Source organism: Novosphingobium sp. (assembly GCF_024642085.1).
Classification (GTDB): Bacteria; Pseudomonadota; Alphaproteobacteria; order Sphingomonadales; family Sphingomonadaceae; genus Novosphingobium.
The window spans coordinates 50,555-71,988 of the sequence record NZ_JAHEBV010000063.1 but is presented as its reverse complement, the minus strand read 5'-3'; the positions used below and the strand labels follow the sequence as shown (position 1 = coordinate 71,988).

General features: G+C 61.0%; 19 protein-coding genes. 6 read left to right on the top strand and 13 right to left on the bottom strand.

Annotation, left to right across the window (positions count from 1 at the left end):
• Position 1: 1 nt before the first annotated feature.
• The 6 genes from Q0L62_RS13320 to Q0L62_RS13295 all read right to left on the bottom strand — a co-directional run bounded on the left by Q0L62_RS13320 (position 2) and on the right by Q0L62_RS13295 (position 5,355).
• Positions 2-757, bottom strand: a complete 756-nt coding sequence (locus tag Q0L62_RS13320) for a proteasome-type protease (RefSeq protein WP_296680741.1) — start codon at positions 755-757, stop codon at positions 2-4.
• Between the two features lie 27 nt (positions 758-784).
• Positions 785-1,600 (bottom strand): transglutaminase family protein, encoded by an 816-nt coding sequence (locus Q0L62_RS13315; RefSeq protein ID WP_296680738.1) that lies wholly within the window; start codon positions 1,598-1,600, stop codon positions 785-787.
• Positions 1,601-1,612: 12 nt separating this feature from the next.
• Positions 1,613-2,557 carry an alpha-E domain-containing protein gene (locus Q0L62_RS13310; RefSeq protein WP_296680830.1) on the bottom strand — a complete coding sequence of 315 codons (945 nt, stop codon included), beginning with the start codon at positions 2,555-2,557 and terminating at the stop codon, positions 1,613-1,615.
• A 5-nt stretch (positions 2,558-2,562) separates the two neighbouring features.
• Complete coding sequence (locus Q0L62_RS13305) at positions 2,563-3,990, bottom strand: circularly permuted type 2 ATP-grasp protein (protein ID WP_296680735.1); 1,428 nt, start codon at positions 3,988-3,990, stop codon at positions 2,563-2,565.
• 74 nt (positions 3,991-4,064) lie between these two features.
• A complete protein-coding gene (locus Q0L62_RS13300; RefSeq protein ID WP_296680732.1) occupies positions 4,065-4,847 on the bottom strand; it encodes an alpha/beta hydrolase in 783 nt (260 codons plus the stop codon).
• Complete coding sequence (locus Q0L62_RS13295) at positions 4,822-5,355, bottom strand: DUF3617 domain-containing protein (protein ID WP_296680729.1); 534 nt, start codon at positions 5,353-5,355, stop codon at positions 4,822-4,824. Before Q0L62_RS13295 ends, Q0L62_RS13300 begins: the two co-directional genes overlap by 26 nt.
• A 285-nt stretch (positions 5,356-5,640) precedes the next feature.
• Between Q0L62_RS13295 and Q0L62_RS13290 the strand changes: the two genes are divergently transcribed.
• Together Q0L62_RS13290 and Q0L62_RS13285 are read left to right on the top strand one after the other, a co-directional pair.
• The gene (locus Q0L62_RS13290) at positions 5,641-6,834 is read left to right on the top strand and encodes an acyl-CoA dehydrogenase family protein (RefSeq protein ID WP_296680728.1); all 1,194 of its coding nucleotides are present in this window, start codon (positions 5,641-5,643) and stop codon (positions 6,832-6,834) included.
• A 9-nt stretch (positions 6,835-6,843) separates the two neighbouring features.
• Positions 6,844-7,974: an acyl-CoA dehydrogenase family protein gene (locus tag Q0L62_RS13285; protein WP_296680721.1), complete on the top strand. Its 1,131-nt coding sequence runs from the start codon at positions 6,844-6,846 to the stop codon at positions 7,972-7,974.
• Here Q0L62_RS13285 and Q0L62_RS13280 read toward each other — a convergent pair.
• A complete protein-coding gene (locus tag Q0L62_RS13280) occupies positions 7,971-8,339 on the bottom strand; it encodes a response regulator (RefSeq protein ID WP_296680718.1) in 369 nt (122 codons plus the stop codon). The two genes, Q0L62_RS13285 and Q0L62_RS13280, sit on opposite strands and share 4 nt — an antisense overlap.
• A gap of 141 nt (positions 8,340-8,480) precedes the next feature.
• Here Q0L62_RS13280 and Q0L62_RS13275 point away from each other — a divergent pair, with 141 nt between their 5' ends.
• Positions 8,481-9,191 carry a Crp/Fnr family transcriptional regulator gene (locus tag Q0L62_RS13275; RefSeq protein WP_296680714.1) on the top strand — a complete coding sequence of 237 codons (711 nt, stop codon included), beginning with the start codon at positions 8,481-8,483 and terminating at the stop codon, positions 9,189-9,191.
• 12 nt (positions 9,192-9,203) lie between these two features.
• Here the strand turns inward: Q0L62_RS13275 and Q0L62_RS13270 are convergent, their stop codons facing one another.
• The gene (locus tag Q0L62_RS13270; RefSeq protein ID WP_296680711.1) at positions 9,204-9,980 is read right to left on the bottom strand and encodes an SDR family NAD(P)-dependent oxidoreductase; all 777 of its coding nucleotides are present in this window, start codon (positions 9,978-9,980) and stop codon (positions 9,204-9,206) included.
• 94 nt (positions 9,981-10,074) lie between these two features.
• A complete protein-coding gene (locus Q0L62_RS13265) occupies positions 10,075-13,152 on the bottom strand; it encodes a TIR domain-containing protein (RefSeq protein WP_296680708.1) in 3,078 nt (1,025 codons plus the stop codon).
• A 235-nt stretch (positions 13,153-13,387) separates the two neighbouring features.
• Here Q0L62_RS13265 and uvrB point away from each other — a divergent pair, with 235 nt between their 5' ends.
• The gene (uvrB, locus tag Q0L62_RS13260) at positions 13,388-15,574 is read left to right on the top strand and encodes an excinuclease ABC subunit UvrB (protein ID WP_296680705.1); all 2,187 of its coding nucleotides are present in this window, start codon (positions 13,388-13,390) and stop codon (positions 15,572-15,574) included.
• Between the two features lie 108 nt (positions 15,575-15,682).
• Here the strand turns inward: uvrB and Q0L62_RS13255 are convergent, their stop codons facing one another.
• The 4 genes from Q0L62_RS13255 to tsaD are packed head-to-tail and all read right to left on the bottom strand — an operon-like array spanning position 15,683 to position 19,750.
• Positions 15,683-16,210, bottom strand: coding sequence for a hypothetical protein (locus Q0L62_RS13255; protein ID WP_296680702.1), 528 nt, complete (start codon positions 16,208-16,210; stop codon positions 15,683-15,685).
• Positions 16,211-16,227: 17 nt separating this feature from the next.
• Positions 16,228-17,718 (bottom strand): lipopolysaccharide biosynthesis protein, encoded by a 1,491-nt coding sequence (locus Q0L62_RS13250; RefSeq protein ID WP_296680699.1) that lies wholly within the window; start codon positions 17,716-17,718, stop codon positions 16,228-16,230.
• Positions 17,715-18,713 carry an NAD(P)H-dependent glycerol-3-phosphate dehydrogenase gene (locus tag Q0L62_RS13245; protein WP_296680695.1) on the bottom strand — a complete coding sequence of 333 codons (999 nt, stop codon included), beginning with the start codon at positions 18,711-18,713 and terminating at the stop codon, positions 17,715-17,717. Before Q0L62_RS13245 ends, Q0L62_RS13250 begins: the two co-directional genes overlap by 4 nt.
• Positions 18,710-19,750: a tRNA (adenosine(37)-N6)-threonylcarbamoyltransferase complex transferase subunit TsaD gene (gene tsaD, locus Q0L62_RS13240; RefSeq protein ID WP_296680692.1), complete on the bottom strand. Its 1,041-nt coding sequence runs from the start codon at positions 19,748-19,750 to the stop codon at positions 18,710-18,712. Before tsaD ends, Q0L62_RS13245 begins: the two co-directional genes overlap by 4 nt.
• A 43-nt stretch (positions 19,751-19,793) precedes the next feature.
• Here tsaD and hemC point away from each other — a divergent pair, with 43 nt between their 5' ends.
• Positions 19,794-20,717 carry a hydroxymethylbilane synthase gene (gene hemC, locus Q0L62_RS13235; RefSeq protein ID WP_296680690.1) on the top strand — a complete coding sequence of 308 codons (924 nt, stop codon included), beginning with the start codon at positions 19,794-19,796 and terminating at the stop codon, positions 20,715-20,717.
• Between the two features lie 3 nt (positions 20,718-20,720).
• Positions 20,721-21,422, top strand: a complete 702-nt coding sequence (locus Q0L62_RS13230; RefSeq protein ID WP_296680687.1) for a uroporphyrinogen-III synthase — start codon at positions 20,721-20,723, stop codon at positions 21,420-21,422.
• Positions 21,423-21,434 lie beyond the last annotated feature (12 nt).

The following is a 21,434-nucleotide window of genomic DNA, read 5'->3' as shown; positions in this document are numbered from 1 at the left end:
GTTATTTCGAATAGAGGCTGTAGTCGGGAAGCGCGTGGAAAGCGTTTTTCAGCGCCTCGCTCCACCCGGCAGAAACCGCCAGAAAATAGGGATCTGTCGGAGCGATCCGGCGTTCGTGCAGTGGCTCGAAACTGTCTTTTCTGATGACCATCAGATCCAGCGGCGGACCCACCGAAAGGTTGGCTTTGATGGTCGAATCGAAACTGACCATCAGCAGCTTGACCGCGTCTTCAAAGCTCATGTCGCTGTCATAGCCGCGCAAAATAATTGGCCGGCCATACTTGGTTTCGCCAATCTGGAAGAAAGGCGTGTCGGGCCCGGATTCAATGAAATTGCCTTCGGGATAAATCAGGTAGAGCCGCGGCTGCATGCCCTTGATCTGGCCCGCCACGATGATCGATGCCGTAAATTTGGTACTGGCGGTCTGTCCCTCAGGCGCGGGGTTGATCGCGTTGGTCTTGGCAATGGTGTCGCGCAGCAAGGCGCCAATCTGGGTTGCCACTTCGAACATGGTCGGCGCCTTGAACAACGTGTTTAACCGTTCTTCCGGCGCCTTATTGCGTTCTTCGAGCAGCCCGATGACCGCTTGGGTAGTAGCCAGGTTACCGGCTGTCATGACTGTGATGATGCGTTCACCGGGGACCGACCAGCTTTGCATCTTGCGGAACACGGATATGTTGTCGACGCCCGAATTGGTGCGGGTGTCGCTCATCAACACCAGCCCCTGGTCGAGCTGCATTCCAACGCAATAAGTCACACGTGATTCCCCGGCTTTGGGCCAGACCTACTGCTGCGCGTGCTGTTGTTCAACCGCCAGGCGCACTTCAAGCACGGTTTCCCCAGCTCCGTATGACAAGCCGGTGACGGGTGCGGCCTCGCGGTAATCACAGCCCGTGGCGACACGGACATAGCGCTCATCCGGGCTTATTCCGTTCGAAACGTCGAAACCCACCCAGCCAAGGTGGTCGATATAGGCCTCAACCCAGGCATGGCCGGCTTCCTGTTCAATGCGGTCGGTCAGCATGAGATAGCCCGAAACATAGCGCGTCGGCACACCCAGCGCCCGCGCTGCTCCGATAAAAATATGGGCATGATCCTGGCAAACGCCCTTGCCCAGGACCGCCGCTTCTTCGCCGGCCGTTTGGACACCTGTTTCGCCGGTCGTATAAACCACGTTGGCCCTGACCAGCGCCGACAGGCTGTGCAACATGGCTAGCGGTTCGGACTTCGGCACATCGATTTCTGCCATCAATGCGCGGATGCGTGGACCCGGCTTGGTCAAAGCGGTCTGCGTCAGGAACGCCCACAGCGGCATGTGCCCTGAAATCTGGCCGATGATGCCATGATTATCGGCGGTGACAACGGTGCCTGCACACCGAATTTCAACGCTTGTGACGCCGCTTTCCACAGACACCAGCGTTGTGCGGTTGTGGTGGTGATCGTCATACGCAAGCTCTACCTTTGCGCCAGCAAGGTTCATCTGCCACTCAACGACTTTTTGCCCTTGGGTATGCTTTGGCGTCAGTCGCAGGCGCTGGAGGCCGTGAACTACCGGCTTTGAGAAGCTATAGCGCGTCACGTGTTCGATCCGCAGGCGCATCAGGTGGTTATCCTAGGCATAGAAGCGGTAGTCCCGCTCGATCGCCTGGGCAACCTGGCGGTTGCAGGCGATAAACTGGGTAAGGAACTCGTGCAGCCCATCGTCAAAGATGCCGTCGATTGACAGGCCGTGCAATTGTGATCCTGATGCTCGCACTTGTTCGTGGGCGCTGGTTTCCTGGCCATACTGGTGGGCCAGACCGGCCAGATTTGACCGAACCTTGTCCATGCTGAACGCAAGGCTGCGGGGAAATCGCCGGTCCAGGATCATGAATTGCGCAATCCCGCGCGGGTCCATCGCTCCGGCATTTAGCCAGCGGTATGCCCGCTCACCCGAAACCGAGCGCAGCACGCTGTCCCACTGGACATTGTCGAGACTGGATCCAACCCAGGCGAGCGAAGGCAGGAGGACGTAATACTTAACATCCAGAATGCGCGCCGTGTTGTCGCCGCGTTCGATGAAGGTGCCGATCCGGAAAAAGTTGAAATTCTCGTTTCGCAGCATTGATCCTTCGACCGCGCCGCGTACCAAAGTCGCTTGGCGCCGGATGGTGGCAAGGACTTCACCCAGGGATACCTCGCGCACCGGCTTTGCCAGCATCGCGCTCAGAGTCATCCAGCTTTCGTTGATCGCCTCCCATACTTCGCGGGTCAATGCGGTACGCACCGACCGGGCGCTGGTGCGCGCGCTTTCGATCATCGCCAGGACGGACTGCGCATTGCCTTTTTCGCGCAGCAGGAAGTTCCACACCTGGATACCGGTGTAAGTACCGTGGCTTTGTTTGTACGCAGCCGTCTGTCCAACCGTTTCCACCACCGAGCGCCATTCATTCTGGCTGATCACAGCATCACGGGTCAGCGCCATGCGGTGTCCGGCGTCAAGCAGACGCGCCATATTTTCTGCCCGCTCAAGATAGCGGGCCATCCAGAAAACACCTTTTGCAGTCCGCCCCAGCATCCCCATCAATCTTCCAGAACCCACGAATCCTTGGTCCCGCCGCCCTGCGACGAGTTCACCACCAACGATCCCTGCTTGAGCGCAACCCGCGTCAATCCGCCCGGTGTGATCTCTATTCCCTTTGGCGATACCAGCACGAACGGGCGCAGATCGACATGGCGCGGAGCCAGGCCAGCCTTGGTCATGATCGGCACTGTGGAAAGCGCAAGGGTCGGTTGGGCAATATAGTTATACGGCTTTGCTCGCAGCTTAGCGGCGAACGTCTCGATCTCTTTTTTTGAGCTGGTTGGACCAATCAGCATGCCATAGCCGCCCGATCCATGGACTTCCTTGACCACCAGTTCCGCAAGGTGATCAAGCACGTAGTCGAGACTGTCTTTTTCGCTGCAACGCCAGGTCGGCACGTTCTGCAGCAAAGGCTTTTCACCGGTATAGAACTCGACAATTTCGGGCATGAACGAATAGATTGCCTTGTCGTCAGCAATCCCGGTGCCCGGCGCATTGGCAATAGTGATCCCACCGGCGCGATAGACGTCCATGATCCCCGGCACGCCCAGCATAGAGGTCGGATTGAAGGTCAACGGATCAAGATATTCATCGTCAACCCGGCGATACAGCACGTCGATCGGTTGATAGCCTTGCGTTGTGCGCATCGCGACGCGTCCGTCGACCACACGCAGATCACTGCCTTCAACCAGTTCGGCGCCCATCTGGTCGGCCAAAAAGGCATGCTCGAAATAAGCGGAATTATAGATTCCCGGCGTCAACACCGCCACCACCGGTCGTTCTCCAGCACATGACGGCGCGCAGGCCGCAAGGCTGCTGGCCAACCGGCGGGGGTAATCCTGGACCGGGCAAACCGACAGGCGGCTGAACAGTTCCGGAAACATCGCCATCATCGTCTCGCGGTTCTCCAGCATGTAGGAGACGCCTGAGGGCGTGCGGGCGTTGTCTTCGAGCACCATGAAATCGTCGGGTCCGGTGCGAACAAGATCGATTCCGACGATGTGGGTGTATACCCCGCCGGGTGGTTTCAATCCGACCATCTGCGGCAGGAACGCGGCGTTGCGCGCAATCAGGCGTTCGGGCACCCGTCCGGCGCGGACTATTTCCTGACGATGATAGATATCATGAAGAAAGGCGTTCAGCGCCCTCACCCGCTGCTCAATCCCGCGCGACAACTTGCGCCATTCAGCCGCAGTGATGATCCTTGGCACCATATCGAAGGGGATCAGGCGTTCCTCCCCCGCATCGTCACCATAAACGTTGAAGGTGATCCCGGTTGTTCTGAAGAAACCTTCAGCTTCCTTGCCCTTGCGGCGCAGCACGTTCACGTCCTGCTGACCGTACCATTCGCAATATCCGGCATAGCCCGGACGCACGGCCCCGTCGGGACCATACATCTCATCATAGCAGGTTGGCTTTTTACTCATGGGTCGATGCAATGACTGCCCTATGTCAGGGAAGAGTCAAGCACTTGCTGCAACTGCGAAGGCGCAGAATTGGCCTAGGCCCAGTCCTGTCCGCCATCCAGCAGGTCAAGCACTACTCCAATTGCACGCGGGTCGGCGGAGAAGCCGAAGTGCGTACAGCGCAGGCCGATCGCCCGATCTCGCTCCTGCGGCTTGCCGCAAGCGCAGCGCGGCGCGACGATGCCGTCGCGCGTGCTCCACAAAGCCACGGTCGGCACCGGCGGCTTGAGCCCGAAATCCACGTTGACCGGAGGATCGGTGACTGCGTGGCCAGTGATCAGATGATAGGTCCGCCAAGCGTTATTGGCGTGCCGGTTCCCGGAAAACGGAGTACCCATGGTAACGACGCCCGCGACAGTGTCAGGCAGCCGGTGCGCCAGTTCGCGTGCGAAGATGCCTCCCAGACTCCACCCGACAAGTATGACTTTGCGCCCGGTTTCGGCTGCAAGGGCTTCAATCCGTGTTTCCAGCCGTTGCAGATTGTCGGGGTCCGGGCCCAGATTAAATCCTTCGCCCCAGTCGCTGACCTGGTGGCCGGCCTGATCAAGCGCGCTCCTCAGGCGGCGCATGGTAAACGGGTGGGCCGCAAAGCCGGGAAGCAGCATAACCGTCCGCACGGAGCTGGTGGGCGGAACGGGCGCGCTTTTGCGGCCCAGCGCCGGCATGATCCGCAGCCCTTCGCCCAGCCACAGCCGTAACGATGGTCCACGCACACCGTGCGGTGCGGGCATCGTAGCCAGCCGCAAACGCCGGGCAAGAGGTCCGTCAAAAGACAGGTTCATCATTTTTTCCTCAGGGACAATCCCCGATACGCTCATTCTTGACTTCTGCCTCGATATGCATGCCTCGTCCGGGCATTGGCATCATCGACGCGTCGAAAGCCATTTTCAGTTGTGACCCGGTCGATGTGAACGTGCCATGCATGTCATAGGTCATGGTCATGCCCCGGCCGGTCTTGCAGGTCATCCGGGCGTCGATCCTGCCGCCGTCGGCTTTGAAGTTGTCATAACGGCAATCGCCTTGCGCGGCGCGCTTGTTCAGTTCTTCGAAGCCCTTGTCCGCCTGAGCTTTGGTAAGGCAAGCCTCGGTACTTTTGGAAGTGGTTCCAAACAGTTTTTTCATTTGCTCCGCCCGCGCCGCGTCCATGCCGGGGATCGTTACATCAAGAACGTTGATAGTGGTGCGGTACATACCCGGCTCGGGGCGTTCCATCCGTGCCACTTCGGTCTTCACCTCATCAGCTGTCTTCGGGGTGTCGGAGGAGGAATTGCAGCCACCCAGCGCCAAGATCACGACCAGACCGTAAACGGAGTTCAACAGGCGCATCGGTTTGCTCACTTTGTTGAGATGGTAACGGCAATCTAACAGGCGCAGCGGCCCCTGCCAACGCACTTGCCCAGGAGCGAGTCGCAGCGCGATTGCCGCGCGACTGCCAGCAATCGGACCCGGCAATACCGGTACTCAGTCCAGCTTCTGGACGCGCCTTCCGCTACGGCAGGCAGGCGCAAGCGGAGCGCTACGCCCGAAAGTACATCCTGCGTTGCAACGGATCACTTGCAGCGGCCGCGAACCTGCGCCAATCTGCCAGCAAGACATGAACCGGAGAGAGCCATGGATCTGGAATTCAGCCCCGAAGAAATCGCGTTCCGCGACGAAGTGCGCAAGTTCATCGCTGACAACTATCCCGCGCAGCTCCGCGGTAAGCAGGATGAAGGCGATGAACTGACCAAGGAAGATTTCCTTTCCTGGCACCGCGTTCTTGCAAAAAAAGGCTGGGTAGCCCCGGCCTGGCCGGTTGAATACGGCGGCACTGGTTGGACCGTAACCCAGCGTTTCATCTTTTCCGAAGAAACCGCGCGCGCCGATTGCATCCGTCTGATGCCGTTCGGCCTGACCATGGTCGGGCCGGTCATCTATACCTTCGGCACGCCTGAGCAGAAGGCTCATTTCCTTCCGCGCATCCTGTCGGGAGAGGATTGGTGGTGCCAGGGCTATTCTGAACCGGGTTCTGGATCGGACCTCGCCTCGCTGCGCACCAAGGCTGTGCGCGAAGGCGATCACTATGTCGTTAACGGACAGAAAACCTGGACCACCATGGCGCAGCATGCTGACTGGGGCTTTTTCCTGGTCCGCACCGATCCCGATGCCAAGATGCAGGAAGGCATCAGTTTTCTCCTGATCGATATGAAGTCACCCGGAATCGAAGTGCGTCCGATCATCACTCTGGGCGGCGAGCATGAGGTGAACGAGGTGTTCCTCGACAACGTCAACGTTCCTGTCGAAAACCGCGTTTTCGAAGAGAACAAGGGCTGGACTTGCGCCAAGTTCCTGCTTGCTCACGAACGCGTCGGTATCGCCGGGGTGGCCTCTTCCAAGCGCGGGATCGAAAAGATCCGCCAGATTGCAGCAACCGAGATCGACGGCGACAAGCCGCTGCTGGCCAATCCATTCTACCGCCGCAAGGTCGCTGAGCTGGAAATGGATCTTACCGCGCTGGAGTTTACCGAACTGCGCACTCTGGCCGGCGAAGCTGCCGGCCGCGGACCCGGGCCAGAAAGCTCGGTCCTGAAAATCAAGGGCAGCGAAATCCAGCAGCGCCTTACGGAACTCGCGCTTGAGGCGGCCGGCCATTACGGAGCCCCTTACTTCCGCGGCTTTGGCGAAGGCGATAACGAGCATCCGATCGGACCCGATTGGGCCCACCGCACCGCGCCGGGTTATTACAACATGCGAAAGACTACGATTTACGGCGGCTCGAACGAAATCCAGCGCAACATCATCGCCAAGATGGTCTTGGGCCTTTAAGGAACTGACATGGACCTGAGCTATACCGAAACGCAGGACATGCTGCGCGACACGCTGTCGCGCTTCCTTGCCGACACCTATGACTTTGAAACCCGCAAAAAGATGCTGGCCAGCCCCGAAGGCCGCGATCCCGGCATCTGGAGGGCGCTCTCTAGCGAACTTGGCCTGACCAGCGCACCCTTTGCCGAGGAATACGGCGGCCTGGGCGGCGGATACCTTGAAAACCTGATCATGATGGAAGAACTGGGCAAGGTCATCGCGGTTGAACCGTGGCTGCAGACGGTAGTGATCGGCGGCGGCGCGTTGACGGCTGTCGGCGGTGCCTTGGCCGCTGAAGTCATCCCTCAGATAATCTCAGGCGATTGCGTGATCGCCTGGGCCTATGCCGAACCCACCGGGCGCTATGATCTGGCCAGTGTTTCCACTACCGCGAAGGCGGACGGCAGTGGTTTTGTTCTAAACGGACACAAGGCGGTGGTCTATGCTGCACCGTGGGCCTCGCATTTGCTGGTCACCGCACGCACTGGCGGCTCTGCCCGCGAACGGAACGGCGTCGAACTGTTTCTGGTCGATGCCAAGTCCGCCGGGATAACTCGCCGCGATTATCCGACCGTCGATGGGTTCCGCGCCTCTGAAGTCTATTTCGAAAACGTCGCTATTCCGGCCGAGGCGCTGCTGCCCGGTGGGATCGATCTGATCGAACGGATTGCAGATGAAGCAGCCATGGGTGTCTGCGCCGAAGGCACCGGGATCGCTCGAAAGCTGCTGGATGGTACGGTTGAATACACTAAGCAGCGCAAGCAGTTCGGCCAGCCGATTGGCAAGTTTCAGGCCTTGCAGCACCGCATGGCCGACATGCTGGTCGAAGCTGAACAGATCGCATCAATGGCATTGATGGGCACGCTCAAGCTGGGCCTGCCTGCCGCCGAACGCAAGGCTGCGGTCAGTTTGGCCAAGGCCAAGGTTGCGCGCAGTATTAAGTTTGTCGGTCAGTCAGCCGTGCAGACGCACGGCGGCATCGGCATCACGATGGAACTCGCGATCGGGCACTATTTCAAGCGTGCGACAATGATCGAAAACCAGTTCGGCAGCGCCGATGCACACCTTGAACGGTACGAGGCATTAACGCTGGCGGCTTAACGCCAGCGCGACAGCAGCGCCGCCAGTTCGCGCTTGCCATACGGCCGGGCAATAAAATCCCGCTCGGCCCACGCAGGCGCGATGTCCGATCCGTCACCCAGGCTGCTAACAAAGGCCAACGGCACACCGGCCTGGTCGAGCGCCGCCACAACGTTTTCAAGATCGCCGCCTCTTAGCGTCCCGTCTACGAGCGCCCAGTCGAACGGGCTTGTCGCGACGTGTTCCAGCGCCTGATCGCCGCGTGATGCGACATGGACTTGCGTAAAGCCCAGTTCGATCAGCATTTCACGGGTATCGAGCGCGACAAGCCCGTTATCATCAACGACCAGCGCGCGTCGGCCCGGGGTTACGTAACCCTCTGACATTGTTGCGCTCCACGGTTCAGGAGAGCGCGTATGTAGACTAGTCTACAGATTTGTCCGCTCACTAGTGCGCGTAAGCCGGGAACAATCCGCAAGCAGCGTTCTTATCACCGTATACTGGAGCCCTTTCCGCTGGATACCGTGATGAGCATTGAAACAAACGATCTGCTAAGCGCGCTGTTCGAAGATCACCGCGCCCGGGTTTCAACCCGCGTCTCCAAGCAGAAACTTGCCAAGGGTGACACGCTCTACGATCCCGGCGACACGATCGAATACTGCTATTTTCCCTGCGGCGCGGCGATGGCCACATACTATGTGGTAATGGATGACGGCGCGGCGGTTGAAACGGCGACTGTCGGCCGCGAAGGGGCGCTGGGCGGTATCGTCAGCCACGGCCGTCTGCCAGCATTCGCCCGCTCAACCGTTCTTCACGGCGGCACATTCCTGAAAATCCCGCTGCGCGAACTGGAACAACTAAAGGAGGATCTGCCTTCGGTCGGTCGGCTGTTCAATCGCTATGCCGATTGCTTTGTTGCGCAGGTGTTTCAGTCGGTTGCCTGTAATGCTACTCACACCATCGAACAGCGCGTTGCCCGCTGGCTAACCGCCGCGATCGAACGAACCGGGACCAACGATATGGCCATCACCCAGGAACAGCTTGGCGAACTGCTGGGTGTAGGGCGAACCTATGCCAGCCGCGTTCTGCAGAGGTTCAAGGCGCGCAGCATCATCGACATCCGCCGCGGGCGACTGGTCATCCTTGATGAAGACGCACTGCGGCAGACGGCTTGCAGCTGCAATTCGGTCATCGCCGATCATTTTTCAAAGGTGCTTGGCGGCATTTATCCAGAATAGGCTTGGCACGAATCAGGCGTTGCGGGCCATAAGACCACCGTCGACCGGAATGACCGCACCGGTTACGTAGCTGGCCGCGGGCAGGCACAGACTTAGCGTCATGTGCGCAACTTCCTCGGCCAGGCCATATCGGCGCAGCGCAGTGCGGCGATGGGCAAAGGTGGCCTTGTCGGCGCCTGGCACATTGGCCGTCATCCCGGTATCGATGGGGCCAGGGCAAATGCAGTTGACCGTGATCCCCTCCTTGCCCAGTTCCACGGCCAACGCGCGGGTGAGCCCCGTCACACCGGCCTTCGCAGCGCAATAGGGGCTGTCACGGCTGGTCGCACCAAGCGCTTCGGTTGATGCGATATTGACGATGCGCGGGCAGGACGAAGCGCGCAGGTGCGGCAACACTGCACGCACCAAACGCTGGTGCGCCGTCAGCAGCACCACCAGCGCTCGTTCCCAAACCTCGTCATAATGATCGTCATCATCGATCGGGCAGAACGCGCTGATCCCGGCGTTGTTGACCAGGCAATCGATCCCGCTGAAATGGTCAGCGATCGAGGCCGTGCAATCGCGGATGGCATCGGCGTCACTTACGTCCAGCGCCCAGCCTTGCACCCTGTGACCACTTCCCCGCAATTGCGCAGCAATTGTTTCCACGGCCTCGCCCGACAGGTCGGTCAGCGCCACCTGTGCTCCGGCCGCCGCAAAGACCTCAGCCGTCGCTCGCCCCATCCCGCTTGCCGCCCCTGTGACCAGTACCGTCAGCCCTTCGACTGATCGGCTCAATTCGTGTCCCATTTTGTTCCCCCTCGACCCTTCGATGGCCAAATGTGATGTGTGGCATGGATCGCGGGTGGGAGCGACCTTGGCGCTACTTTTTCGCAGCCGCGCTTTATTTGTCGTCAGGCGCAGCAGCCGCGCTTTTCAACGCCGCATTGGAGGACGCGACCAGGCCACTGGCCTGGCTTTTCAGGCCATTGAGGCGCGAAACGCTGGATGCAAGCATCCCCGGATCGGTCACGCCGTTTGAAGCTCCGACAATCTGATCAGCCTCAGCCAGCAAAGCTCGGACCCGGTCGGCATTATCCTTGCGCAGCTTGTGTGACTGCCGTTTGGCGCCAGAGGCGAACAGGCCGGGTTTCTCGACTTGGGTCATGCCTGCCGCCTGGCTTGACAGCCGGGCCAGTTCGCTGCGCACATTACCGAGTTCGGCACGCATCGACGACAGGCGGTTTTGCGCCTTTGCCGTATCAGCAGCAGCCACCGCCACAGCAGTCTTGGCGCTGGCCACGCCGATTGTGCCTGCCACTGAAACGGCGCGAACCCGGCCATAGGCTGCAAGAGCTTTTTGCCCGGCGGTAATCGCCGACAGTGCATCCGGGGCCTGGCCTGCATTGCCGACCGCTGCGGCAAGTTCAGCGCGCGGGCCGCGGGCCCGGTTCAGCATCCGGTCGACGCTGGCTGCGCCATCTGGCGAAAGCTTGTGGCTGGCTGCAGCGGCCTGACGCTCCTGCTCGGCAATCCAGCGATTGGCATCGGCTGAAAGCGCAGTTCCCTGCGGACTGACCAGATTGATCGCAATGTCGCGCAATTGGCCCGATACCATCTCGTCGCCTGGCGTTGCCTTCATCCGGGCAAGCAGCGGTGCCATTGCTTGCAATCCCCCTTCCAGCGCCGCCACTTCGGCAGTTGGTCGTCTGGCTCTGCGGCTGGCGGTGATCAACGATGTCAGCGCCTGGCCGATCGGTTCGATCTGCTCGCTTTCACCTTCCATGCCAGCCGCCGGCACGATTGCCGCGGCGGGCGCTATCGCAGAGCCAGCCGGAAGTTTGGCGACCGCGAAGGTAGGACTGGAATCCGCCGACGCCGACTTTCCGTTGCCGCCCAGCATGGCCGCAGCGCCTGTCCCTACAACCGCGAGCACGCCGACGACTCCGGCAATTCGCGGCCAGGCTGATCGGCGTGGCGGAACTGCTACAGCAGCGCCATCATCATTTGCAGCCTTCGGCCCGGTCCTTGGCGACATGACCACGAAAGGTTCTGGCACGACAACCTGGGTCGCAGCCGGGGCCGACGCGAACATAAGAACGTCCGCCGGTTCGGGTGCGTCATCTGGTACGGCATCCTCTGCAGGAAAAGTCGTAGCATAATCATCAAGGACATCGACCAAACCGGCTTCTTCAGGCGACATTGCAGCTTTTGCCGGTTCAGCAAGCGGCACGGGCGCAGCGGCTTCCTTCAGTTCCTCCGGCCGGACTTGCACGCCCGGTTCGCCGCCCGCTTCGGCCCACAAACGCCGCAACGTCGCGGCATGGGCGGCCGTACGCTCGCGCAAGTGTTCATAGCGTTCGATCTGCCAGACATGACGGTCCAGCGGCATCGCAGCTTCGCTTGAACGGATCTGCCGAACGGCGGCGATTGCATCAGCATGTCTGCCCAGATGCTCGGCGACGATTGCCTTCCATTCAAGTGCGATCTGGTATTCCGGGTTAAGCATCAACGCCTGATCGAGCACGGCTTCGGCCTCGTCCCCCTGTCCTTCAAGCAGCAGGCAGGTACCGAGGTTCGTCAGCGCAATATGTCGGCTGCTATCATAGGGGGCCAGCCGCTCCCATTTTCGGTAAGCCTCGATCGCCTCGGCTGGACGGCCCAGCATTCGCCGGGAATCGCCCAGCATGCGATAGGATGTGGGCGAGCTTGGCCAGAGATCGACCGTGCGGCGCGCCAAACGTCGGCATATCTCATATTCGCCCAGGCCCTGATAGGCTGCGGCCAGCGCCATCAGGACTGTCGGGTTGTTCCCATCGAGCCGCATGGCTTGGCGCGTGGTGGTCTGGATTTCGCGAATCTGCTCTTCATTTGGTGCCGCGCCGCGGCTTTCCGCAAGGGCGGCAAGTCCCGAGGCGAGCATGGCATGGGCCAGCCCGCTTTCCGGTTCCTGTTCAATAGCCTGTCGCGCCTCGTCAATCGCACCTTGCGCGCTCGTCTCATCGTCGCGGCGCAGCAACGCCGACGCGCGCAGGATCCGATCAGTTGCGGAGAAGGGCGCCCGGCGGGCCATAGCCTGCGATTCCTCACGCGTCACGATTTGTTCGGCCAGCTGCAGTGCGACAGCTACCGGCAAGGCATCGTGATTGAAATCGGGGTCTTCCGGGGTGGAGACCATGCGATTGGACCACAGCACATTGCCTGTACCGGCATCAACCAGTTGAGCGGTCAGCCGCATGCCACCTCCACTGGCTTGCAACTTTCCATCGACCAGATAGCGTGCACCCAGCTGCCGCCCCAGGCTCTTGTGATCAACCGCCTTGCCCCGCCAGGCTGCCATGGTCCCTGCGGCAATGACCCGAACATAGCGGTTGTAGGCCAGTTCGCGGGTCAAATCCTCGGTCAGATCCTCCGCCATCAGTTCCAGCTCGGCATTGCCTGCTCGGCACGCAATGGGCAGTACAGCTACCGCCGCCCGATCATCCCCGCTCAACGCGGATTCCGGCGCAGTCGTTGCGGCCATTGTGCGGGAAGCCGGTTCGAGGGGCGCAAGCGGACGGCTCTGGCGAGGCGCATCGCCGGGTGACTGGCCAATGCGGCCTTTCACATCCGAGATGAATGCCGTCCACCGCGGATCGGTGGTATCGCCTCTCCACGCCGCCAGATCAGTAGTCTGTTTGAGCTCGAACATCACCGGACGTTCGCAATCCTCGATCATTACCGGCATCAGCCGCTGGCCGCGGTCGGCGATTGTTGCTTCGGCTCGGACCCAGCGCGAATTGACCGAACGCGGCGACCACAGCACGACTACGGCCTTGGACTTGCGCAGAGCGTCTTCGGTGACTGCGTCGTAATCCTCTCCCGAACGCAGCGTTGCATCCCACCAGACTTCAAGCCCCGCGTCCGTAAACGCGTCGGCATAGGCCTGGGCGAAGGCAGTATCCTCTCGATTATAGGATATGAAGATGTCCGGAACGTTCATCGTACCCCCGCAACGGGCGCACAGCAGCGGTCCATCATTGGCCGCCCGCACCCAAAATCCCTGGTGTACGCGTCTTTTTTACGCGTCTGATTCGGCGGCCCTGCGGTCAAAATATCTCTTAGAACAGGTCGCAAAGCAAGACCGATGGTGCAGGTGCGAAATGCCTACGCGTCCCTGCCCGGGACGCGTCGCAGCCACCTTGCAGAACAAACCATAAACCTCCATATCCCGACGCATGGCCGAACTCATAATCCGCCGGGGCCTCGACGAGCCTGATACTTCCGGCGACTTCGTCCCGCACAAGCCCGCGCGCCCCGAAAAGTCGGACGGAGGGCGGCGTTTCGTCATATCGTCTGAATATCAGCCAGCAGGTGACCAGCCCACTGCAATTGCTGACCTGGTAACAGGCGTGCGGGCCGATGACCGCACCCAGGTGCTGCTGGGCGTAACCGGCAGCGGCAAGACTTTTACGATGGCCCAGGTTATCGAGGCCACCCAGCGCCCTGCACTTATCCTGGCCCCTAACAAAATCCTCGCCGCCCAGCTTTACGGGGAGATGAAAAGTTTCTTCCCCGACAATGCGGTGGAATATTTTGTTTCCTACTACGATTATTATCAGCCCGAAGCCTACGTCCCGCGCAGCGATACCTACATCGAGAAGGAAAGCTCGGTGAACGAGGCGATCGACCGGATGCGCCATTCGGCCACCCGCGCCCTGCTGGAACGCGACGACGTGATCATTGTCGCCTCGGTCTCGTGCCTTTACGGTATTGGCTCGGTCGAAACCTATTCGGCGATGGTGTTCGACATAAAGGCTGGCGAAACGGTCGATCAGCGCGAACTGATCCGCAAGCTGGTTGCTCTTCAATACAAGCGCAATGATGCAGCCTTTGCGCGCGGTAATTTCCGCGTGCGCGGCGACAATCTTGAGCTTTTTCCTTCACACTACGAAGACATGGCCTGGCGTGTATCGTTCTTTGGCGATGAGATCGAAAGCATCGTCGAGTTTGATCCGCTGACCGGCAAAGCGGGCAATGCCCTTAAATCGGTGCGGGTCTACGCCAATTCGCACTACGTCACGCCGGGCCCGACGATGAAGCAGGCCGCCGATGCGATCCGGTTTGAACTAACCGAGCGGCTCAAGGAAATGGAAGTCGAGGGCAAGTTGCTTGAAATGCAACGACTGGAACAGCGCACCAATTTCGACCTGGAAATGATTGCTGCTACCGGCTCTTGTGCAGGTATTGAAAACTACTCGCGGTTTCTGACGGGTCGATTGCCGGGCGAACCGCCACCGACGCTGTTCGAATACCTGCCCGACAATGCCCTGCTGTTCGTCGATGAAAGCCACCAGACCGTGCCTCAGATCGGCGCGATGAGCAAAGGCGATCACCGCCGCAAGATTACGCTCGCCGAATACGGCTTTCGCCTGCCCAGCTGTATCGACAACCGCCCACTTCGCTTCAACGAATGGGATGCGATGCGCCCACAAACCGTCGCGGTATCGGCCACCCCAGGCGGATGGGAGATGGAACAATCAGGCGGGGTGTTTGCCGAACAGGTGATCCGCCCGACCGGGCTGATCGACCCGCCAGTAACCATTCGCCCGGTTGAGGATCAGGTCCAGGATTGCATCGAGGAATGCCGCCAGACTGCCGCCAAAGGGTATCGCACGTTGGTCACGACACTGACCAAGCGGATGGCCGAGGACCTGACCGAGTTCATGCATGAGGCTGGGCTGCGGGTGCGTTACATGCATTCCGACGTCGAAACATTGGAACGCATTGAACTGATCCGCGACCTGCGGCTGGGCGTATACGACGTGCTGGTCGGGATCAATTTGCTGCGCGAAGGGCTGGATATCCCCGAATGCGGGCTGGTTTGTATTCTGGACGCAGACAAGGAAGGTTTTCTGCGCAGCGAAACGTCACTGATCCAGACAATCGGCCGCGCGGCGCGTAACGTCGACGGCCGCGTAATCCTATATGCCGACCGGATAACCGGCAGCATGGAACGCGCCATGGCGGAAACCGACCGCCGCCGTGAAAAGCAGCACTTGTACAATATTGAACACGGCATCACGCCCGAAACGATCAAGCGCAGCATTCACGACATCGTTGCGGACACTGCATCGCGCGACGGCGTGCTCGTCGAGATCGATGCCGAAGGCGCCAACAACCTCGTCGGTCACAACCTGCGCGCCTATATCGAAGACCTGGAAAAGAAGATGCGAAACGCAGCCGCCGACCTTGAGTTTGAGGAAGCGGGGCGGTTGCGTGATGAAATCAGGCGCCTAGAGGCTGACGAACTTGGCATCCCCGACCCCGACAAACGCGCGCCGATCGTTGGGCGCAGCAACGAGGGAAAACCAGGCACGCGCAAGACGCGCTTCGGGAAGAGTCAGAAGAAGTGGGGACGGTAAAAGGGTGCGGGACAAGGTGATGTCACGCGGGCTTTTCGATGTGACTCTGGTTTTGTCTAAGGTTGGCGGCGTGGCTTTGTATTTTGCCGCCTTCTGGAAAACCGTCAGCTAGATCTTTCCGAACTTACTTTCAAAGCCCAGTAAATCGCCTGCAGCCAGCATTCGCGCCTGTTCAGCCCAATTATCCTTCGCCGGTCTTCCAGCAAACGGCCCCAGCTTGGCGTCCAGCGCCGCCAGCCCGGCTTCGTCGAGCGCTGCGATCTGGGCATACGTGGTAATACCAAGTGTGGGCAGCAGCGCCTGGAGCTTGGGCCCCAGCCCCTTGATGCGGGAAAGATCATCGCCAGCCGCCGCAGCTTCTTCGATGACGTCCTGCGCGCCGACCGCGACGGCTTCGGCAACGCCGCCCAATATCCCGGCGCCAGGTAGCGGCGTGACCACCACTGCTGCCGGCGGCGCGTCGATCAGCGCCTGATTGCGCGCTGCAGGAGCCTGCCCTTCATCCAGCACATCGGGTTTGTATTCACGCCGTGCAGGCGCGCGGCTGGCCCGTCGCAGCATCCACCAGGCTACAAACAGCGCGGCGACCACCACCGCAGCAAGAACTATCCAGTTCGCTTGAATTTGTTGCAGCATCGTCCGCTCCCTATCCTTCAGGCGCCTACGTTGCGGCGGAACAGCACACGGTCCTCTGGACCAAAGCCCTTGTGCCAGATGACAAACCCATAGGCCAAGAGGATCGTGGGAATGCCGAATGCCAGTTCTGCCCATTCAGGCAGAAAGCTGGTCACCGCCCAGCCCAGCACCACCGCGGGCGCCGCCGCCCAAACCAGCGGCCAGCGCCAGTTGTTGACCGATTGGTGCAAGAACCGGGCAAGCAACCGAGATTTGACCCAGCTGGCCATTGCAAGCGCAACCATCAGCCCCGCCCCGGCCATCGCCGCCTTGTAATTGTCATTAAGACCCAAACGCTCAACCAGTTTTATCAGGCCAATGGTCGCGGCAGCCTGAATGGCCAGCGTGGCCAGACTGACCCACAGATTTTGTATCCGTTTGACATAGATCAGCACGGCTTCGCTAACTACGGCAGTGGCTGCAGAAACTTCCGCCGCCAAAAGGAAACACAGCGCTCCAGTGCCGCCGACGAACAGCGGGCCGACGAGGCCCATCACGCCTTCGCCCGGTATCCCAAGCGCCAGCGCCACTCCGGCTTGGGCAGCCGTGATCCAGAAGCCGACCTGGCAAACCTGCTGTGCTATTGCCGTGAAGTTCTGTTCCTTCAGATTGCGGGTGATCACCGGGCCAAGGATCGGTTCGAAACTGGTTTTCAGCTTTTGCGGGACCGAAGCAATTTGCTGGGCTACGTAATAGACCCCAACTGCCTTGTCCCCGGCAAAGAAGCCGAGCAGGTATATGTCGAACCGCCGCGTTCCCCATTCAATCGCATCGGCAGCAGCCAGCGGCAGATTGGCGATTGCCAGCTGGCCGATAGCCAGGGGATGCGGCTTCCATTGGCGCGGCAAGCCATAAGTTCGAAGCATCGGCCACAGCGCGGTCACTGCCGCGGCCATGACCGAAAGGTTGTAGGCGATTAGCAGCCCCGCCTGGCGATAGACGAAGAACAGCACCCCCGACATGATCGACAAGGTCCACGGTTCAACCAATGCTCGGGCCCGGACCGAAGTAGCAATGTCGAAACGATAAGCCTGTGCCGCCAGGGCGATCTCGGTCAGGGTCAGCGGCAGAATTGCCAGCACCACCAGACGTTCTTCCTGGGTGTAGGCACCATTGAACATGACGTCGGGGAACAGATAGATCACCACGGTGGCCAACAAGGCCAGCGATCCGCCCAGCAGCATGGCATCGGCTACGGCGTTGGCGGGATGCTCACGTTCGTGGCTGAGCCGCATGGCCAGCCCGCGCTTTTGCCCCAGCGTGCACAGCTGCGCTGACAGTTCGACTACCACCAGAGCCAGGGCAAAGCGGCCGAGCGATTCAGCACCATATAGCCGTCCGGCGATGAAAAGGAACGGCAAACGCGCCGCCAGGCGAAGCAGAAAACCCAAGAAATTGGTGCGCCCACCCTTGGCCAGCGCCTGGATATCCTTTTGTTGCTGGTCAGGGGCGGCAGGATCCTCGCTCATCCCGGCTCACCTTCGGCTTTCAAGGGGCGGGATAATAGATCGGCTACCACATCGCGCGCAGGCATCTCGCCGCGAAGCAGTCTGCTGACCGCTGTAACAATCGGCATCGAAATGCCCTCACGTTCAGCCAGCAGCGCAAGCACGGGGGCGGTATGTGCGCCTTCAGCAACACTGTTCTTGCCAGCCAGTGCCTCGGCCGCGCTCATACCCTCGCCCAGTGCTTTGCCGAGCGAAAAATTGCGGCTCGAAGTGGACGAGCACGTGAGTACCAGATCGCCCAATCCGCACAATCCCGCCAGCGTTTCGGCGCGCCCTCCGCGCGCCAGGCCAAAGCGGACCATTTCGGCATAGCCGCGTGCGATCAGCGCGGCGCGCGCGTTTTGGCCCAGCCCCAACCCGTCAACCACTCCGCAGGCGATCGCCAGCACGTTCTTGACTGCGCCCCCGATTTCCGCGCCGATCACGTCATCGGAATAATAGGGCCGCAACATCGGGCGCGAAATCGTCTGCGCGAGCCGCTCCCACTGCGGCTCACCGCCGCCGCAGGCAAGCGTTACCGCTGTGGGCAGACCGGCGGCAACTTCATGCGCGAAAGTCGGACCGGACAGCACGGCGATCTGAGCCGCCGGCGCTGCGTTCATTGCCACTTCCGCCATCAGCCGACCGCTGCCGGCCTCGATTCCTTTGGAGCACAGCACCAGGTCGCGCGGTACATCGGCAAGGCCCGCCACCACACGCGCCAGATGTTGCGCCGGAGTCACAACCAGCAGGACTGACAGATCGGTCAGAGTGGCAAGGTCGGACGTCGCTCTAATTGACGATGCCAGCTTAGCTGAGGGCAGGAACAGACTGTTTGTGTGGGCGCTGTTGATCTCATCGACCAGTTCCGGTTCGTGCGCCCACAGCAACACTGCCCCGCCGTCGCTGGCCAGACTTTGGGCCAGTGCGGTGCCCCAGGCGCCCGCACCAATTACCCCGATCGCCGCGCGGCTCATGCCTTGACCCCCGCGCCGCGCACCGGCGCAGCGCTTGGATCCAGCGGCCAGCGTGGCCGAGCCGCGATGTCAAGTGGATCAGACGCAAAGCGCGGCATGGCAAGCCGCTCCTGACCGGCCCAGGCAATCATCGCTGCATTATCGGTACAGAGCGCCAAAGGTGGGGCGACGAAAGGCAGGCCAAACTCAGCCGCCAGATTCTCGAGAGCGGCACGCACGGCTTTATTTGCCGCAACGCCGCCTGCGACAACCAGTGCAGTTGGCGTGTCGCTTGACTGCAGCGCGCGCCGGCTGCGGTCTACAACGCAATCGATCGCCGCTTGCTGGAACGACGCAGCGATATCGGCCGGGTCATATTTTTCAGAATCCCGCGCCCGCAGAACAGCACTTTTTAGGCCGGCGAAGGAGAAGTGCGGTTCTGCGCTGCCCAACAACGGGCGCGGCAAGGGAACGTTGCTGGCATCGCCGGCGGCGGCTATCCGTTCAACCGCCGGTCCGCCAGGAAAGCCCAGCCCAAGGATCTTGGCTGTCTTGTCGAATGCCTCACCCAAAGCGTCGTCGATTGTGGTAGCCAGCCGCGTGTAGCGCCCCACCCCATCAATCCGCAGTATCTGGCAATGCCCGCCAGAAACCAGCAGCAGCAGATAAGGAAACTGCAACTTCGGATCGGACAGCCGGGGAGAGAGCGCATGGCCTTCAAGGTGGTTGATCGCGATCAGCGGCTTGTCAGCAGCCAGGGCCAGGGCCTTGGCCGTGACCAGGCCAACCATCACCCCGCCGATAAGTCCGGGGCCGGCCGTTGCTGCAATTGCGTCGATATCGCGCAGCGAGACCCCGCCATCGTCCAGCGTGGCCGCGATAAGCGGAGTCAAACGCTCGGAATGGGCGCGCGCAGCGATTTCAGGGACCACGCCGCCAAAGGGGCGGTGCGCTTCATCCTGCGAAGCTATACGCTGCGCAACGATACGGCGGCCTTCATCGACCAGCGCTGCTGCGGTTTCGTCACATGACGATTCAATGCCCAGGACCAGCCCCATGTCCCCTTTCCCTTACCGCCATTGCGGGCTAGCACAAGAACACATGCCTGACCGTCCCCTGAAACTCGGCAGCCGCCGTTCTCCTCTGGCAATGGCCCAGGCTGAAGAAGCGCGCGACCGTCTACAGGCGGCTCACCCGGGTATTGCGGTTGAGATCGTGCCTGTCACCGCCAGTGGCGACCGGGTGCTTGGCTCGCTGGCCGACGCCGGGGGAAAGGCATTGTGGACCAAAGAACTGGACGCCTGGCTGATGGCCGGAACAATCGACTTCGCGGTCCACTCGGCCAAGGATGTTGAAACTATTCGACCTGCCGGCATTGCCATAGCGGCCGTACTGCCGCGCGAAGACGTACGCGATGTACTGGTCGGCGTAGCCAGTCTGGCCGAACTGCGGCCGGGCGCGCTGATTGGCACCAGTGCTCCGCGACGCGCTGCGCTGGTTCTTCACGCACGGCCGGATTGCCGCGTGATCACATTTCGCGGCAATATCCAGACCCGGCTGGCAAAGCTGGCGGCTGGCGAGGCGGATGCGACCTTGCTGGCACTCGCCGGTCTCAACCGCACCGGGCAAGGTTCAGTCGGCACCCCGCTTGACCCTGAAATCTGGCTACCCGCCCCGGGTCAAGGTGCCATCGCGATAGAGTGCCGCAGCGATGATGGCGAGACTTTCGCAATCCTGTCCGCTATCGACGATCGGACAAGCAATGAAGCCCTTCACGCCGAACGCCGTCTGCTGGCTGCTCTCGGGGGCAATTGTCACAGTCCGGTCGCTGTGCTTAGCGGACGCGAAGGCAACACTATCACCATGCGTGCCGCGCTGTTCAGCCCCGATGGGCGGGACCGGGTAGACGGCGCGCGCAGCTTTGCCGCAGAAGATGCGGCGGGCCCGGCGGCTCTTGCTGCAGATTTGCTTGCGCGTGCGGTGCCGTCGATCCGGGAACATTTCGTCGGGAGCCAAGGAGACTGAACAATGGTGCCACTGGTCGTAATTCGCCCCGAACCCGGCTGCAGCGCCAGCCTGGCGGCAGCGCGAGCGGTACGGCTGGAGGCTCACGGCTTTCCCTTATTCGAAGTCGTCGCGAAAAGCTGGGAAGCCCCGATTTCAGGATATTTCGATGCCATCCTGGGCGGCAGCGCAAATGCCTTCCGCCTTGGCGGTAAAGGCTTGAGTGTATTGCGCGATTTGCCCGTATATGCCGTGGGTGTCACAACCGCCGCTGCCGCACACGAAGCCGGATTTTCTGTGACAGCCACGGGCAACGGCGGGCTTCAGGGAATGCTTGCAGACCTTGACCCAGTCCATCGCCGCCTGCTCCGGCTTGCCGGGGATGAGCGCGTACCGCTGAATCTGCCCAAGGGTGTCACGATGGAAGAACGCGTGGTCTATGCCAGCGTGCCGCGGGCAATGCCGCCCGATTTGGCATCCTTGCTGCGTGCCCCGGCTATGATCGCGCTCCATTCGGCCGAGGCAGCGCGGCACTTGGCGGCGCAGTGCGTCACCAATGGCATCCGCCGTTCGTTATTGCGTCTGATCGCGCTGAGCCCCCGGATTGCCAGCGCCGCGGGCGAGGGTTGGGGAGAGGTGGCCACAGCCAGCCTGCCCAACGACAAGGCCTTGCTAGCCTTGGCCCTGCAGATGTGCCAAGACCCTGGACCAAGAGGCCGCGACTGATAACCATGCCGG